We start from the raw sequence: 16,040 nt of genomic DNA on the forward strand, positions 1-16,040 counted from the left end.
GCCGCAAGAGTGCGGCCATGATCAACCAAAAAGTGACATGCGAACGCGCCGGTTTCACACGCATATTGACCGCGTTGCGCACACGGGGCGGAGCCGCTCGGTCCCCTTCGGTGATCTATTCGTGTCTTGACGGTCCGCGAGACGGCTCGATTGGATCGTCTGGACCGTCCACACCCCCGCGCTCCGGCCAAAACCGCCCCACCACATGCCAAGTCTGGATGACCAAAGTGACCATCGCCACAAGCACCAGAAAATCCGCAACGTACGCTGTCTCCCTGCTGGTTGCGGCCTCGGCCGTACTGACGGGCTGCGGTTCCTCCGACGACTCCGGCAAGAGCGACCCGTTGAAGGGTGACACCGCCAAGGGCGGCACGGTCGTCGTCGGTTCGAACAACTTCCCCGAGAGCATCCTGCTCGCCGACATCTACGGCGAGGCTCTCAAGTCCAAGGGGATCAAGGTCAGTTACAAGCTGAACATCGGTAGCCGCGAGACCACCTACGGTCTGATCAAGAACGGCACCATCACGGTCCTGCCCGAGTACAACGGCGCCCTGCTCGCCTACCTCGACGCCAAGGCGACCCCGAAGACGGTCGACGAGACCACGACGGCGATCAACGCCAAGCTGGACTCGAAGCTCACCCTGCTGAAGCCGTCCACGGCCGAGGACAAGGACGCGGTCGCGGTCAACGAGGCGACGGCGAAGAAGTACAGCCTGACGGACAAGTCGACGATCGCCGACCTCGCCGACGTGGCGAAGGACATCGTGATCGGCGGCTCGCCCGAGTTCCAGACCAGGCAGCAGGGGCTGAAGGGTCTGAAGTCCGTGTACGGGCTGGACTTCAAGTCCTTCAAGGCCCTCGACGCGGGTGGCCCGCTGACCGTGGCGGCGCTCAAGGGCAACAACATCCAGGCCGCGGACATCTTCTCGACGGACCCCGGCATCGCCAAGAACAAGTTCGTGGTGCTCCAGGACCCGAAGAGCCTCTTCGGCTTCGAGAACGTGACGCCGCTCGCGTACAAGAGCGGTCTCTCCTCCGAGGGCGTCTCCGCCCTCAACGCCGTCTCGGCGAAGCTCGACACGGAGACCCTGGTCAAGCTCAACGGCCAGGTGCAGAACGACAACAAGGACCCGCTGGACGTGGCGAAGGAGTGGCTGTCCTCGGCCGGCCTGTCCTGACGTCCGTCTGACCGGACGTCCGCCGGACCAGTTGTCCGCCGGACCGGACGTCCGCCGGACCTGGGGCCGGAGCGTACTTTCGCTCCGGCCCCAGGTCCGTCTTCCGCTTCCGCGCGCCGAGCCGGTACTCCGGCTCGGCGCGCCGGCCGTGCCGTCTCAGCTCCGCACGCCGACCGGGGCGGTCTCCGCCTCGGCGCCCGACGTGTCGCCGACGGCACGGGGCGCGCCTGCGATACGGCGGGCACGCTGCGCGGGCACGAGGAGCGCGGCCAGCGCCGCGGCCAGGCACAGCAGCGCGAGCAGGCCGAACCCGTGGGTGTATCCGGCCTCGTAGGGCAGCCCGGACGGCTGGAGTCGGCTGGTCACCAGCACGCCGGTCAGCGCGGCACCGATGGATCCGCCGATGGTCCGGATGTTGGCGTTCATCCCGGTCGCGGCACCGGTCTGCTCGGGCGGGACGCTGCCGACGATCAGATTGGCCATCGAGGCGAAGGCCAGTCCGATCCCGAGGCCGAAGACGCCCGCCGCGAAGGCCACATGCCACTGCTCGTCGTGTTCGAGGGTCAGGAAGCCGCAGGCCACCGCGCCGAGCGCGGCCCCGGCGACGAGCAGCTTCTTCGCCCCCAGGACGGGCTCCAGACGGCCGCTCAGGACACCCGAGCAGAACATCGCGATCAGCATCGGCAGCATGAGCAGTCCGGCACCGGTGACGGTCGTGCCGAAGCCGTACCCGGCGGTGCGGGGCGTCTGCACGAAGCCGGGCAGGAAGGACCAGATCGCGTACATGCCCGCGCCGAAGAGCAGTGCGGCGGCGTTCGTGGTCCACACCGCGGGCAGCCGCATGATGCGCAGGTCGATCAGCGGGCTCTGCGAACGGGCCTCGGCGAACAGCCACAGCGCGAACAGCAGCACGGCGGCCGCGAACAGCCCGATCACCCGGGCGGACCCCCAGCCCCAGTGGGTCGCCTGACTCAGCGGCAGCAGCAGGGCCGCCAGCCAGCCGGACAGCAGGACGGCACCGAGCCAGTTGACGCGGCCCTCCGCACGGCGCGGCGACTCGGGCACGTAGCGCAGTGCGATCAGCGCGGTGAGGGCGACGACGGCGACGGGCAGCCAGAACAGCCAGCGGTAGTCGAGCGCGGTCACGATGGGACCGGCCGCGACGATGCCGACACCGCCGCCCGCGGCGATGACCGCCGACAGGTTGCTGATGCTGCCGCTCACCTCCGCCGGGGCGAATTCGTCACGGATGATGCCGAAGGACAGCGGGAACAGCGCGCCGCCGATGCCCTGGATCACGCGGGCGACGATGAGCACGCCGATCGTCGGCGCGAGCGCGGCCAGCAGACAGCCGGCGAGGACGGCGACGAGGACGGCCACGAGGGTGCGTTTCTTGCCGACGAGGTCGCCGACCCGGCCGAGGATCGGTGTGAAGACCGAGGCGGACAGCAGGTAGGCGGTCATCACCCAGGTGACGGTGGACTGCGAGGTGTGCATCGCGTGCTGGACGGTCGGCAGGGCCGGCGCGATCAGCGACTGCAGCATGGCGAACACGCCCGCACCGGTCGCGAGGACCGTGAAGGTGAGGCGAGTGGATTTTCCGGGCATGAAGAGCCTCTCCGAACAAGCGAACGGGTGCGGCCGGGGTCGTCGGGCCGCGATCGTGGGGACGGGGCACGCCGCGGGGCGGCGCGCTGCACGCCGACGAGCACACGGAGCGGTCCCCTGGAGGACGTGGAGGTGGGTGGTGCGGGCGGCGGACGACTCGGTCGTCGCGGGGCCCGCGCCGGTGGCCGACGTCTCGACACCGGGCCGCGGTACGGGATGCTGTCGCTCCGGGGCGGTGTACGGCCGCACACCGCCGAGGCGAACGCACCCCGCACTGCTAAAGTGGAGGTACGCCTCCACTGTACCGGAGGCACACCTCCGCTTCAACCTGGTCCCTTCAGGGAGGCACCCGTGACGGCACAGCCGTTCCCCGTCAGCGATCTCGTCGCGTCCCGGCGCCCGCACCGCAAGGACGCCGCGCGCAACTACGACGCGCTGCTCGCCGCCGCGCGCGAGGCGTTCGCGGAGAACGGCGCGGAGGCGTCGCTGGAGGACATCGCCCGTCGCGCGGGCGTCGGCATCGGCACGCTGTACCGGAACTTCCCCACCCGCCGCCATCTGTTCGAGAGCGTGTACGCGGACGAGGTGAACGACCTGTGCCGGGTGGCCCAGGAGGTCGCCGGACATGAACCGTGGGAGGCACTGGCCTCGTGGCTGCGCCGCTTCGTGGACTACACGGTCACCAAGCGGGCCATCCGTGAGGCGCTCAACAACGAGTCGGAGATCTTCCTGGCCTGCCGCACGTCCATGTACCAGGCGGGCGGGCCGCTCTTCACCCGCGCACAGGAGGCCGGCGCGGCGCGCACGGACATCGGCTTCGACGACCTGCTCCGCATGGTGGCGGGCATCACCGCCACCAACTTCCTGGACGACGAACAGCGCGACCGCGTGCTGGCGGTCGCCCTGGACGGGGTCCGCACGACGCGCTGACGCTCACCGGTCGTCGCCCGACGACCCCCTGCGCTGTTCGGGCCGGGCGGGCGCGATGATCGTGGCGGCCGTCCCCGGCGCGGCCGGACCGTCGTCACCGAGCACCTGGCAGCGCTCCTGTCCGTGGCGCACCCACAGGGCCGCCGTCCAGGCACACACGAGCGCGTCGATCAGGTCCTCGCGGTGCTTGTACGCGGCCGACGCCAGGGGCGAGGGCTCGTCCACCAGCCGGCGGGACACCGGGTGGGAGGAGATCCGCAGCGGCGGATCGGCCACCGCCAGACCCACCAGGCGCCCGATCAGCCGGTCGCACTCGGCGGCGCGCACCGCCCGCCACTCGGCCGCGGGCACCCCTGCGGGCCTGCGTTTGTACGTGGGGCGCTGCTCGGCGTATCCCCACTCGGACGCCCCGACGAGGGTCGTGTACGGATAGCACTCGGACATGACCCGCCCGGCGCCCGGCGGCCCGCCCCGTCCGTCGTCGTAGGCCCAGCCGGCCGCCCGCAGCCGTTCTCGCAGCACCACTCCGGCGAGGCGGGGCGAGGCCAGATTCGTACTGTTCGCGCTCACCTTCCAGCGGCCGTACCGGCGCCCCACCTCGCGCTCGCACGGGCGCTGTCCCGACGGGTTGTCCACGACCAGGGGCGCGTCGACGAACGCCAGCGCCGGGCCGCCCGCGGCCGCCTCGCCGAGCCAGGCCACGGTCTCGTCGATCCCCCGGGTCCAGCCGCAGTCGAGCACCTCGCCAAAGGCGTCGACGACGGCGACGCCCGTCTCGTTGGGCCCGGACCGGGGGCCGCCCTCGGACCAGGCGAGGTCGATGCCGATGTACCGCTCGATGGCCATGGACGCTGTCCTATCAGAGGCGCGACGGCGTCCGGAGCGGGAGCACGCAGGAGCGGCAGGGCACCGGAGCGGGAGCGCGGAGGGTTGACGGTCCGCGCACGGGCTGGAAGCAGGGGGCGAGCCCGCACCCTCACCCAGGGACGCCCGGGTAAAGGAATTGCATGGTCTAGTCCAAAGTGACGTTTGGTCTAGTCCAACTTATTGACGTGATCGCGACAGCGCCCGGAAGCTGGGGCCCTTCCCCCACTCCCCTGGAGGCACAGTGAGACGTCTTCGCGCATGCCTGGGCGCCGCGGCCGCGGTGAGCCTGGCCGCCGTCGGCACGACCGCACTCGTCGCGGGCAACGCCTCGGGCGCGACCACCGCGCTCAGCAACCGCTGGTACGCCGCCGCCCCGTATCTGATGCCACTGGACAACGACCCGCCGGACGCGGGCGCCATCATGGACGCGACCGGTCTCAAGGCGTTCCAGCTGGCGTTCGTCCTGGCCCCCGACGGCGGTGGCTGTTCGCCGACTTGGGGCGGCACCGCGGCGGTCTCCTCGGACACCGCCGTGCAGTCGGTCGTCAACGCCATCCGCGCCAAGGGCGGCGACGTCTCCGTGTCCATCGGCGGATACGGCGGCACCAAGCTCGGTCAGGCCTGTTCGGACCCGGCGTCCACCGCGGCGGCGTACCAGCAGGTCATCACCAAGTACGGCCTGCACGCCATCGACTTCGACCTGGAGGAGCCGGAGTACGAGAACACGGCGGCCATCAGGAACGAGATCGGCGCCGCCAAGATCCTCCAGCAGAACAACCCGGGCCTCTACGTCTCCGTCACCACGGCGGGGACGGCGGACGGCACCGGCTGGTTCGGCAAGCAGATGCTGCTGGAGGCGAAGTCCCAGGGGTTCACGCCGAACAACTTCTCCATCATGCCGTTCGACGGCGGCTTCAACGGCGCCGCCTCCCAGACGAGCGCGCTCACCAACTTCAACGCGATCCTCCAGTCCACCTTCGGCTGGGACCAGGCCACCGCCTACGCCCACGAGGGCTTCTCCGGCATGAACGGCCGCAGCGACACCGGCGAGTACTTCTCGCAGGCCGACTTCCAGACGGTGCTGGACTACGCCACCAGCCACAACATGGACCGCTTCACCTTCTGGTCCCTCAACCGCGACCGTCAGTGCACCCCCGCCGACAACGGCGGGCGCACATCGGGCACTTGCTCCAGCGTGGCGCAGAGCGCATGGGACTTCGCCAAGTACTCGGTGAAGTTCGCGGGCGTCACCCCGCCCACCGGCACTCCCACGCCGACCCCGACACCGACCCCGCCGAACACCGCGTGCAAGACGGCCTGGAGCTCGACGGCGGTCTACACCGCCGGCAACGAGGTCTCGTACAACAAGCACAACTGGAAGGCCAAGTGGTGGACCCAGAACGAGGCGCCGGGGGCCTCGGAGTGGGGACCCTGGCAGGACGAGGGCGCCTGCTGACGGGGGTCGCAGCGGCGGGAGCCGCGCGAGGCGGAACCGTGCGAGGCGGACCGTCCGGCACGGAGCCGCGCGAGGCGGACCGTCCGGCACGGAGCCGCGCGAGGCGGACCGTCCGGCACTGAGCCGCGCAAGGCAAAACCGTCCGGCACTGAGCCGTCCGGCACGGGGGCCGGGCACCCTGTCCTCCGGGTGTCCGGCCCCGTGCCGTGCCGGGCGACGCACGGCTCAGCCGGTCACAGCGACGTCATCACGTGCTTGATGCGCGTGTAGTCCTCGAAGCCGTACGCCGACAGGTCCTTGCCGTAACCGGACTTCTTGAAGCCGCCGTGCGGCATCTCGGCGACCAGGATCATGTGGGTGTTGATCCACACGCAGCCGAAGTCGAGGCGCTTCGACATGCGCATCGCACGGGCGTGGTCCTTGGTCCACACGGAGGAGGCGAGGGCGTAGTCGACGCCGTTCGCCCACTCGACGGCCTGGTCCTCGTCGGCGAAGGACTGCACGGTGACGACCGGGCCGAAGACCTCGTTCTGGACGATCTCGTCGTCCTGCGCGAGACCGGAGACGACGGTCGGAGCGTAGAAGTACCCCTTCTCACCGACCTGGTGGCCGCCCGTCTCCACCTTGGCGTGCGAGGGAAGCCGGTCGACGAATCCGCTCACCTGGGCCAGCTGGTTGGCGTTGTTGAGGGGGCCGAAGAGCACGCCCTCCTCGTCGACGCCACCGGTCCTGACGTCGGCGGCGGCCTTCGCGAGCGCGGCGACGAACTCGTCGTGGACGGACTCGTGCACCAGCACGCGGGTCGCGGCCGTGCAGTCCTGACCGGCGTTGAAGAAGCCGGCGGTGGTGATGCCCTCGACGGCCTGGGCGAGGTCCGCGTCGTCGAACACGACGACCGGGGCCTTGCCGCCGAGCTCCAGGTGGACGCGCTTGAGGTCCTTGGCGGCGCTCTCGGCGACCTGCACGCCGGCGCGCACCGAACCGGTGATGGCGGCCATGGCCGGCACCGGGTGCTCGACCATCAGCTGCCCGGTGGTGCGGTCGCCGCACACGACGTTGAGCACGCCCGCGGGCAGCCCCAGCTCCTCCAGTACGCCGCCGACGATCTCGGCGAGCAGCACCGTGGAGGCCGGAGTGGTGTCCGAGGGCTTGAGAACAACGGTGTTGCCGGCGGCGATCGCCGGGGCGAACTTCCACACCGCCGTCATCATCGGGTAGTTCCACGGCGCGACCTGCGTGCACACCCCGATGGGTTCCCGGCGGATGATGGAGGTCAGACCCTCCGCGTACTCCCCCGCCGACCTGCCCTCCAGCAGCCGCGCCGCGCCCGCGAAGAAGCGCAGCTGGTCGACCATCGGAACGATCTCCTCGGTCCGGGTCACCGCGCGGGGCTTGCCGGTGTCGCGGCACTCCGCCTCGACGAGTTCCTCGGCACGCGCCTCGACGACGTCGGCGACCCTCAGCAGAAGGCGCTGCCGGGTGCTGGGCGTGGAGTCGCGCCACACGGCGAAGGCCGTCGCCGCGGCCGTCATCGCCGCGTCCACGTCCGCCGCCCCCGACAGCGGTGAACTCGCGTACACCTCGCCGGTGGTGGGGTCGACGACCGGAAGCGTGCGCCCGTCCTCGGCGTCGACGAACCGTCCGTCGATGTAGTTGCGCAGCGTGCGGATCTCGCTCACGACGTTCTGTGCTCCTCGTGGCAGCTCGGGAATCGCGGAACCGCGGGCACGGCCGGTGACCAGGCCCGATCTCCCGCTCCAGGACACCGACGCTAATCAGCGCACGGCGGGGCATGAAGTGGCGGAACCGTCCACTGCGAGGACGCCCCGAGGATGATCTGCACACCTGGTCGGCGCAAGCAGGGTCTCGGCGACGCGCTCGACGGCGCGTGGCATTCACCACAGTTCGCTCTTTTAGGTGCCGATAGACCCATATAAAGAGTTTTATAGCTAGCTGGACTGCCTCGGCATCCAGTTACAGGGATTCAACGACCAGTGACACGGGAGAAGCGTTTGATCACGGCACGTAAAGGGCGCGCCCGGATGGCGGCTGCGGTCGGTGTACTCGGCGGTGTGCTCTCACTCACGGCCCTCGGCGGCACCAGCAACGCTGCGACCAGCGGTAACGACGCCGGGACCTACCCGAAACCGCAGGCGTCGGCGGATCGGGCGGCCACCCCGGAGGCTTCCGACGCCCGAATAGAGATCACGCCCAAGGAAGGCGCCTACGGTGTCGGGATCAATGACTCCGTCAAGGTCACCGTCAGCAACGGCAAGCTCACCAAGGTGACCATGACCGCCGTCGCGACCGGCGCCGAGGTTCCGGGCACCCTGTCCGCCGACGGCACGTCCTGGAAGCCGAACGGCCTCCTGGAGCGGGCCACCCGGTATCAGGTCGCCGCGGAGGCCAAGGACGCCAAGAGCCGCTCCGCCACCGGGAACGCCACGATCACCACGGTCTCCCCGGCGAACAACTTCATCGGGCACCTCTCCCCCGAGGACGGCTCGACCGTCGGCGTGGGCATGCCGGTGACGGTCAACTTCGACAAGGCGATCAGCAACAAGACCGCCGTGGAGTCGAGGATCCAGGTCAGCTCCAGCAGCGGCCAGCAGGTCGTCGGCCACTGGTTGAACGACTACCGCCTGGACTTCCGCCCCGAGAACTACTGGCAGCCCGGCTCCATCGTCGTCGTCACGCTCAACCTCAACGGCAGCCAGAAGGCGGTCTCGTTCAAGATCGGCCGGAGCCAGATCAGTACGGTCGACGCCAAGACGAAGCAGATGACCGTCGTACGGGACGGCAAGACGATCAAGACCATCCCGATCTCGTCCGGCAGCATCGAGCACCCGACCTACAACGGTCAGATGGTCATCTCCGAGAAGTTCCGGCACATTCGCATGAACGGTGCGACCGTCGGGCTCACGAAGAAGGACGGCAAGCCCTCCTACAACATCGAGGCCGTACCGCACGCCATGCGCCTGACCTCCTCGGGCACCTTCATCCACGGCAACTACTGGGGTGGCGACGGGGTCTTCGGCAAGGTCAACACCAGCCACGGCTGCGTGGGCCTGAAGGACGTCAAGGGCGGCGGCGACGGCAAGCAGCCTGCCGCGTGGTTCTTCGACCACTCGATGATCGGTGACGTCGTGATCGTCAAGAACTCCGAGGACAAGACCACGTTGGCCCCCGACAACGGCCTCAGCGACTGGAACATGCCGTGGGGCGAGTGGGTCGCGGGCAGCGCGACCGGCTGACGCCACGTCGCTCCCCGAGCGTCTGAACCTGAATCCCTTCCGCCGGGCGGCGGGCGACACCATGTCGCCCGCCGCCTGCGGCGTCAGGACGCTCGAGCAGCCCTCGCCGCCGGCGGCCACGAACATGCAACTAGGGCCACGACCGTAAGGTCGAGGCCCTCATTTGCATATCGTCAATGGTTGTGTCCGAGGGGGGACTTGAACCCCCACGCCCGATAAAGGGCACTAGCACCTCAAGCTAGCGCGTCTGCCATTCCGCCACCCGGACCAGGTGTCTGCCGCCCGGCCGGGGGTGTTCCCCGCGGCGACATGGACAACAATACCAAGCTTTCGGAGTGCCTTTCACCTGCGTTTCCGCGCCGCCGGAGCCGATGCGCGGGTGCCCGCAGGGGGTATCTCGGTCCTTCACCACGGGTGACGGGCCGGCTACGGGAACAGGCGCGCGGTCGCTGCCGTTCGACCTCCGCCGGCCGGCGACGCGCCGGGCGTCGCGGTCGCCGGAGATCGTCGGGACCGCGGGTGAGCGGCGCCCCGCCACGGGCGCCGCTCACCCCCGCCCGGCACGTCGAGAACTCACCTCACGAGGGGAGCCCTCGCACGAGCGGGCGGCAGGGTCACGTCAGGAGACGGCGGGCCGTCACGGCATGAGGTGGTAGTCCGGGAAGTTGCCGGGCAGCCGCTCCCCCGCGGGTCCCTGCGTGACCGCGCGCACCAGCAGTTCGCCGCCCACGAACGCGCCGCGCCATGACGCCCCGAATCCGCCGAACAGCTCGTCCCGGTCACCGCGCGAGCGCGGCTTGCTCTGCCCGACCTTGAAGGCCCGGACCTGCGGCGCGAGCCGTTCGTACGTCGCCTCGTCGTCCGTCGACAGGGTGGCGACGAGCGCGCCGTTGGAGGCGTTCATGGCGGCGAGGAGTTCGGCCTCGGTGTCCACGAGGACGATGGTGTCGACCGGTCCGAAGGGCTCCGCGTGGTGCAGCGGCGAGGACGGCGGCGGGTTGAGGAGCGTGACCGGCTGGACATACGCCGAGGTGTCCTGGCCGGGCAGGAAGCGGGCGTCGGACAGGCTGCCGCGGTGCAGCGGGACGGCTCCCCGGTCGATGGCCTCGGCGACCTGGTCGTCGAGCTCCTTGGCCTTCGCCGCGTTGATGACGGGGCCGAAGTCCAGGGTGGGGTACGGGTCGTCGCGCTGCGCGACGGCGAGCGGGTGACCGACCCGCAGGGTACGGACGGCCGGCAGGTACGCGGCGAGGAACTCGTCGAACAGGGCGCGCTGGACGACGAAGCGCGGGTAGGCGGTGCAGCGCTGCTTGCCGTAGTCGAAGAGTTTGGGGACCACGGCCGCCAGCGCGTCCCAGTCGGTGTAGTTCCAGATTCCCCAGGTGTTGAGTCCTTCCTGTTCGAGCACGTGCCGCTTGCCGAGGTCGGCGACGGCGGTGGCCACGGCGGCGCCGGTGTCCCGGCCGCCGACGAAGGAGACGCAGCCGATCTCGGGTGCCCGCACCAGCGCCTCGGACAGCTCGCCTCCGCTGCCGCTGACGAGGATGACGGGGATCCCCTCCCGTGCCGCGAGCGCGCAGGCCAGGGTGAGGCAGGCGACACCGCCGTCGGTCGGGGTCTTGGCGATGACCGCGTTGCCCGCCAGTGCCTGCACCAGCATGGCGTGGACGAGCACGCTCATCGGGTAGTTCCAGCTGGCGATGTTGGAGACGGGGCCTTCGAGCGGGGCGCGGCCGGCCACCATGGGCTCGATGCCGTCGACGTACCAGCGCACGCCGTCGATCGCCCGGTCCACGTCCGCCTGGGCGAGCCGCCAGGGCTTGCCGATCTCCCAGACGAGCAGGAGGGCGAGCAGTTCCCGGTGTTCGGTGAGCGCGTCGAGGGTCGCCGCGACGCGGGCGCTCCGCTCGGCGAGCGGCACATGGCGCCAGGCGCGGTGCTGGTCGAGGGCGGCGCGCACCGCTCGCTGAGCCGTGGCGCCGTCCAGTCGCGGCGGGCCCGCGATGGGGCTCTGGTCCACGGGGCTGGAGGCGGGCAGCGCGCGGCCGTCCGCCTGCCATGCCGCGTTCCAGAGGTTGAGCACCCGGTCGTCGCGGAACGCCTCGGGGGCGACGGCGAGGCATCGCTGCCACGCGTCGGTCCAGGAGGTGCCGGACTTGAGGGTGAGGGTCTGGGGCGGGGAGGTGTCGTGGTGGATTGCCATGGGGTGTCTCCGCTCTCGGTGCACAGTCGGGGGCGGGGGGCGTGGCCGGCCCGGCGGGGCCGAAGAGGGTGGCTCGGCCCGTGGGTCGTGCCGGTCGGCGTACCGGACGGGCGCGCGTGGCTGTCGGTTCCGACGGTCCGGGTGGTCGCGCGGGCCGGTGCCGTACGGGCGATCGGTGACGCTCGTTGTTGTCGCGCGGGCGGGTGGTGACGCTCGTCGATGTCTTACGGACGTGTGGTCGTGGTCTTACGGACGTGTGGTCGTGTGCGTCGGCGCCGGACGGTTGTCGCCGTCGCGCGGGCCGGCGCCGGACGGTCGTCGTCGCGCGGTCGCGCGGGCCGACGTCCTGCGGGCCCGCGGTCGCGCACGACGACGACGTGCCCGGCTCGTTGTCGCACGGGGCGACGACGTACCTGGAGGTCGGTCACGCACGTCGCCCCGTACCGACGGTGGTCGGGTGCGCCGAGCCGTACGGGACGGTGGTCCCGTGCTCCGGCTCCGTGCGGGACGGTGGCCGCATGTCTGGTCGGGAGGGCGTGGTCGCGTACTTCTTCAGGACAGTAGATGAGACCGTCTGCTTCAGGACGGTAGTGACGCCGCCCCGTTTCCGACAGTCACCTCGCGTCGACTATGAGTGACGTCACGCGCTCTTCCAGGCGCGCCAGCACCAGGCGGGCGGTCTCGGTGGGTGTGCCCCCCACGCGCACCCCGGCCGCCTCCAGTGCCTCCTTCTTCGCCTGCGCGGTGCCCGACGAGCCGGACACGATCGCTCCCGCGTGGCCCATCGTCTTGCCCTCGGGCGCGGTGAATCCGGCGATGTAGCCGATGACGGGCTTGGTCACGTGGTCGCGGATGTACGCGGCGGCCCGTTCCTCGGCGTCGCCGCCGATCTCGCCGATGAGGACGACGAGTTCGGTGTCGGGGTCGTCCTGGAAGGCGGCGAGGCAGTCGATGTGGGTGGTGCCGACGACGGGATCGCCCCCGATGCCGACGCAGGTCGAGAACCCGATGTCGCGGAGCTCGTACATGAGCTGGTAGGTGAGGGTGCCCGACTTGGAGACCAGGCCGATCCGGCCGGGCTTGGTGATGTCGGAGGGGATGATGCCCGCGTTGGCCTGCCCCGGGGTGATCAGGCCGGGGCAGTTGGGGCCGACGACGCGGGTGCCGCGTACGGTGGCGTAGGCGTGGAAGGCCACGGAGTCGTGGACCGGGATGCCCTCGGTGATCACGACGGCGAGTCCGATGCCCGCGTCGGCCGCCTCCATGACGGCGGCCTTGGCGAAGGCGGGGGGCACGAAGACGACGCTGACGTCGGCGCCGGTCGCCTCGATGCCCTCGGACACCGAGCCGAAGACCGGTACGGCACGGCCGTCGAAGTCGACGGTCCGGCCCGCCTTGCGAGGGTTGACACCGCCGACCACGTCCGTGCCGGCCGCGAGCATCCGCCGGGTGTGCTTCATGCCCTCGCCGCCGGTCATGCCCTGGACGAGGACCTTGGACTCCTTGGTGAGAAAGATGGCCATGTCCGGCTCCTTCAGCTGGCGACGGCGAGTTGGGCGGCTCGGCGCGCGGCGCCGTCCATGGTGGTGGCCTGTTCGACCAGGGGATGTGCGCGTTCGTCGAGGACGGCCCTGCCGCGTACGGCGTTGTTGCCGTCGAGCCGCACCACGAGCGGTTTGGTCAACCGCACGCTCTCCAGGGCCTGCACGATGCCGTCGGCGACGGCGTCGCAGGCGGTGATGCCGCCGAAGACGTTGACGAAGACGGATTTCACCGAGGGGTCGGAGAGGACGACGGACAGGCCGTCCGCCATGACCCGGGCGGAGGCTCCGCCGCCGATGTCGAGGAAGTTGGCGGGACGGGCTCCGCAGCCGGCGACGACGTCCAGCGTCGACATGACCAGTCCCGCGCCGTTGCCGATGATGCCGACCTCGCCGTCCAGCTTCACGTAGTTGAGGCCCTTGGCTGCGGCTGCCGCCTCCAGCGGGTCGTCGTGCGCGGTGTCCTGCTCGCCCCAACGCGACTGCCTAAAGCGGGCGTTGTCGTCCAGCGTGACCTTGCCGTCCAGTGCGAGGATCTGTCCCTGGGCGGTCCGCACGAGCGGGTTGACCTCCACCAGGACGGCGTCCTCACGGGTGAGCACCTCCCAGAGCCGCACGAGGACGTCCACCGTCTGCGGTGGCAGACCGGCCGCCTGCGCGATGTGGGCGGCCTTGGCCGAGGTGACGCCCTCGGCGGGATCGATCGCGACGCGGGCCACGGCCTCGGGCCTGGTCGCGGCGACCTCCTCGATCTCCATGCCGCCCTCGGCGGAGGCGATCGCGAGGAAGCGCCCGGCGGCGCGGTCGAGGACGTAGCCGACGTAGAACTCGGTCTCGATGTCGACGGGTTGGGCCAGCATCACCTTGCGGACGGTGTGGCCCTTGATGTCCATGCCGAGGATCTGGCGTGCCGTCAGTTCGGCGGCCGCGGGGTCCGCGGCGAGTTTCACGCCGCCCGCCTTGCCGCGTCCTCCGGTCTTCACCTGAGCCTTGACGACCACGCGGCCGCCGAGCCTGCGGGCGATCTCGCGCGCCTCCTTGGGCGAGTCCGTGACCTCGGCCCTCGGTACCAAGATGCCGTATTCCTCGAAGAGTTCCCTTGCCTGGTGCTCGTACAGGTCCATTCCCGGCTCCTGTCTGCTGAGTCATCTGGGGAGCGACCCCCAGGCCTTCGAAAAGTGCCGCACGCCCCCTGGACACCACCCACCGGATGCGGGATAACAAGCTTCATACAGTATTCGTCGACTGTATGCAATGTACCGCGAGAGCGTTCCAACCCCCTACGAAGGGACAGGACTTCGCCATGCCCGACGGCAGCAGCGACACCAACACGACCTTCATCTCCGGTGGGCACCTGGTCGCCAAGGCACTCAAAGCCGAGGGTGTGGAGGTCATCTACACCCTCTGCGGCGGCCACATCATCGACATCTACGACGGCTGCGTCGACGAGGGCATCGAGGTCGTCGACGTACGCCACGAGCAGGTCGCCGCCCACGCCGCCGACGGTTACGCGCGCATCACCGGCAAGCCGGGATGCGCCGTGGTCACGGCGGGTCCCGGGACCACCGACGCGGTGACCGGCGTCGCCAACGCCTTCCGCGCCGAGTCCCCGATGCTCCTGATCGGCGGTCAGGGAGCCCACACCCAGCACAAGATGGGGTCCCTCCAGGACCTGCCGCACGTCGACATGATGACGCCGATCACCAAGTTCGCCGCGACGGTGCCGGACACCGCGCGCGCCGCCGACATGGTGTCGATGGCGTTCCGTGAGTGCTACCACGGGGCGCCCGGCCCTTCCTTCCTGGAGATCCCACGGGACGTCCTGGACGCGAAGGTGCCCCTGGAGAAGGCCCGTATCCCCGCGGCCGGCCGCTACCGTGCCTCGACCCGCTCGGCCGGCGAGCCCGAGGCGATCGAGAAGCTCGCCGATCTGCTCGTGCACGCCGAGAAGCCGGCGATCCTGCTGGGCGGTCAGGTCTGGACGACCCGCGGCACCGAGTCCGCGATCGACCTCGTGCGCACCCTGAACATCCCCGCCTACATGAACGGCGCCGGCCGCGGCACGCTGCCGCCCGGCGACCCGCACCACTTCCAGCTCTCCCGCCGCTACGCGTTCTCCAACGCCGACGTCATCGTCATCGTCGGCACGCCCTTCGACTTCCGCATGGGCTACGGCAAGCGGCTGTCGCCGGACGCGACCGTCGTGCAGATCGACCTCGACTACCGGACCGTCGGCAAGAACCGCGACGTCGACCTGGGCATCGTCGGCGACGCCGGACTGATCCTGAAGTCGGTGACCGAAGCGGCCTCCGGCCGGATCAACGGCGGGGCGTCCAAGCGCAAGGAGTGGCTGGACGAACTGCGGGCCGCCGAGCAGACCGCGATCGAGAAGCGGCTGCCCAGCCTGAAGTCCGACGCCTCACCCATCCACCCGTACCGGCTGGTGAGCGAGATCAACGACTTCCTCACCGAGGACTCGATCTACATCGGCGACGGCGGCGACATCGTCACCTTCTCCGGGCAGGTCGTACAGCCCAAGTCGCCGGGCCACTGGATGGATCCGGGACCGCTCGGCACGCTCGGCGTCGGCATCCCCTTCGTGCTCGCGGCCAAGAAGGCCCGGCCCGACAAGGAGGTCGTCGCCCTCTTCGGCGACGGCGCCTTCTCCCTGACCGGCTGGGACTTCGAGACCCTCGTCCGCTACGACCTCCCGTTCGTCGGCATCGTCGGCAACAACTCCTCGATGAACCAGATCCGCTACGGCCAGGCCCAGAAGTACGGCCTGGAGCGCGAACGGGTCGGCAACACCCTCGGCGACGTCCAGTACGACAAGTTCGCCCAGATGCTGGGCGGTCACGGCGAGGAGGTCCGCGACCCCGCCGACATCGGCCCCGCCCTGCGGCGCGCCCGCGAGTCGGGCAAGCCGTCGCTGATCAACGTCTGGGTCGACCCGGACGCGTACGCCCCCGGAACCATGAACCAGACGATGTACAAGTGAGGTGA

Annotated in this window: 11 protein-coding genes and 1 tRNA gene; 5 read left to right on the top strand and 7 right to left on the bottom strand. The window is 70.2% G+C overall.

The window, feature by feature from the left end; genetic code table 11:
• Positions 1 to 218 precede the first annotated feature (218 nt).
• On the top strand, positions 219 to 1,178 hold the full coding sequence (locus tag ABEB03_RS16800) for an ABC transporter substrate-binding protein (RefSeq protein ID WP_345648861.1): 960 nt from the start codon (positions 219 to 221) through the stop codon (positions 1,176 to 1,178).
• Between the two features lie 156 nt (positions 1,179 to 1,334).
• Here the strand turns inward: ABEB03_RS16800 and ABEB03_RS16805 are convergent, their stop codons facing one another.
• Positions 1,335 to 2,786, bottom strand: coding sequence for an MFS transporter (locus tag ABEB03_RS16805; RefSeq protein WP_345648866.1), 1,452 nt, complete (start codon positions 2,784 to 2,786; stop codon positions 1,335 to 1,337).
• Between the two features lie 351 nt (positions 2,787 to 3,137).
• Between ABEB03_RS16805 and ABEB03_RS16810 the strand changes: the two genes are divergently transcribed.
• Entirely contained in the window at positions 3,138 to 3,716 is a 579-nt protein-coding gene (locus ABEB03_RS16810; protein WP_345648869.1) for a TetR/AcrR family transcriptional regulator, read from the top strand.
• Between the two features lie 3 nt (positions 3,717 to 3,719).
• Here ABEB03_RS16810 and ABEB03_RS16815 read toward each other — a convergent pair whose 3' ends face one another.
• Entirely contained in the window at positions 3,720 to 4,562 is an 843-nt protein-coding gene (locus ABEB03_RS16815) for a DUF429 domain-containing protein (protein WP_345648872.1), read from the bottom strand.
• A gap of 262 nt (positions 4,563 to 4,824) precedes the next feature.
• Here ABEB03_RS16815 and ABEB03_RS16820 point away from each other — a divergent pair, with 262 nt between their 5' ends.
• A complete protein-coding gene (locus ABEB03_RS16820) occupies positions 4,825 to 6,039 on the top strand; it encodes a chitinase (RefSeq protein WP_345648877.1) in 1,215 nt (404 codons plus the stop codon).
• Positions 6,040 to 6,272: 233 nt separating this feature from the next.
• Here ABEB03_RS16820 and ABEB03_RS16825 read toward each other — a convergent pair whose 3' ends face one another.
• A complete protein-coding gene (locus ABEB03_RS16825) occupies positions 6,273 to 7,718 on the bottom strand; it encodes a gamma-aminobutyraldehyde dehydrogenase (RefSeq protein WP_345648881.1) in 1,446 nt (481 codons plus the stop codon).
• Positions 7,719 to 8,081: 363 nt separating this feature from the next.
• On the opposite strand from ABEB03_RS16825, the gene ABEB03_RS16830 reads away from it, so the two are divergent.
• Positions 8,082 to 9,293 (top strand): L,D-transpeptidase, encoded by a 1,212-nt coding sequence (locus ABEB03_RS16830; protein WP_345648884.1) that lies wholly within the window; start codon positions 8,082 to 8,084, stop codon positions 9,291 to 9,293.
• Positions 9,294 to 9,476: 183 nt separating this feature from the next.
• Here ABEB03_RS16830 and ABEB03_RS16835 read toward each other — a convergent pair.
• From ABEB03_RS16835 to sucC, 4 genes are all read right to left on the bottom strand, one after another.
• Positions 9,477 to 9,561, bottom strand: a tRNA-Leu gene (locus ABEB03_RS16835).
• 369 nt (positions 9,562 to 9,930) lie between these two features.
• Complete coding sequence (locus ABEB03_RS16840) at positions 9,931 to 11,496, bottom strand: aldehyde dehydrogenase family protein (RefSeq protein ID WP_345648887.1); 1,566 nt, start codon at positions 11,494 to 11,496, stop codon at positions 9,931 to 9,933.
• A gap of 614 nt (positions 11,497 to 12,110) precedes the next feature.
• Entirely contained in the window at positions 12,111 to 13,019 is a 909-nt protein-coding gene (sucD, locus tag ABEB03_RS16845; protein ID WP_345648890.1) for a succinate--CoA ligase subunit alpha, read from the bottom strand.
• A gap of 11 nt (positions 13,020 to 13,030) precedes the next feature.
• Positions 13,031 to 14,161 carry an ADP-forming succinate--CoA ligase subunit beta gene (sucC, locus tag ABEB03_RS16850; protein WP_345648893.1) on the bottom strand — a complete coding sequence of 377 codons (1,131 nt, stop codon included), beginning with the start codon at positions 14,159 to 14,161 and terminating at the stop codon, positions 13,031 to 13,033.
• A gap of 179 nt (positions 14,162 to 14,340) precedes the next feature.
• Here sucC and ABEB03_RS16855 point away from each other — a divergent pair, with 179 nt between their 5' ends.
• Complete coding sequence (locus tag ABEB03_RS16855; RefSeq protein WP_345648897.1) at positions 14,341 to 16,035, top strand: thiamine pyrophosphate-binding protein; 1,695 nt, start codon at positions 14,341 to 14,343, stop codon at positions 16,033 to 16,035.
• Positions 16,036 to 16,040 lie beyond the last annotated feature (5 nt).

It is taken from the genome of Streptomyces siamensis (assembly GCF_039543605.1).
GTDB lineage: Bacteria > Actinomycetota > Actinomycetes > Streptomycetales > Streptomycetaceae > Streptomyces > Streptomyces siamensis.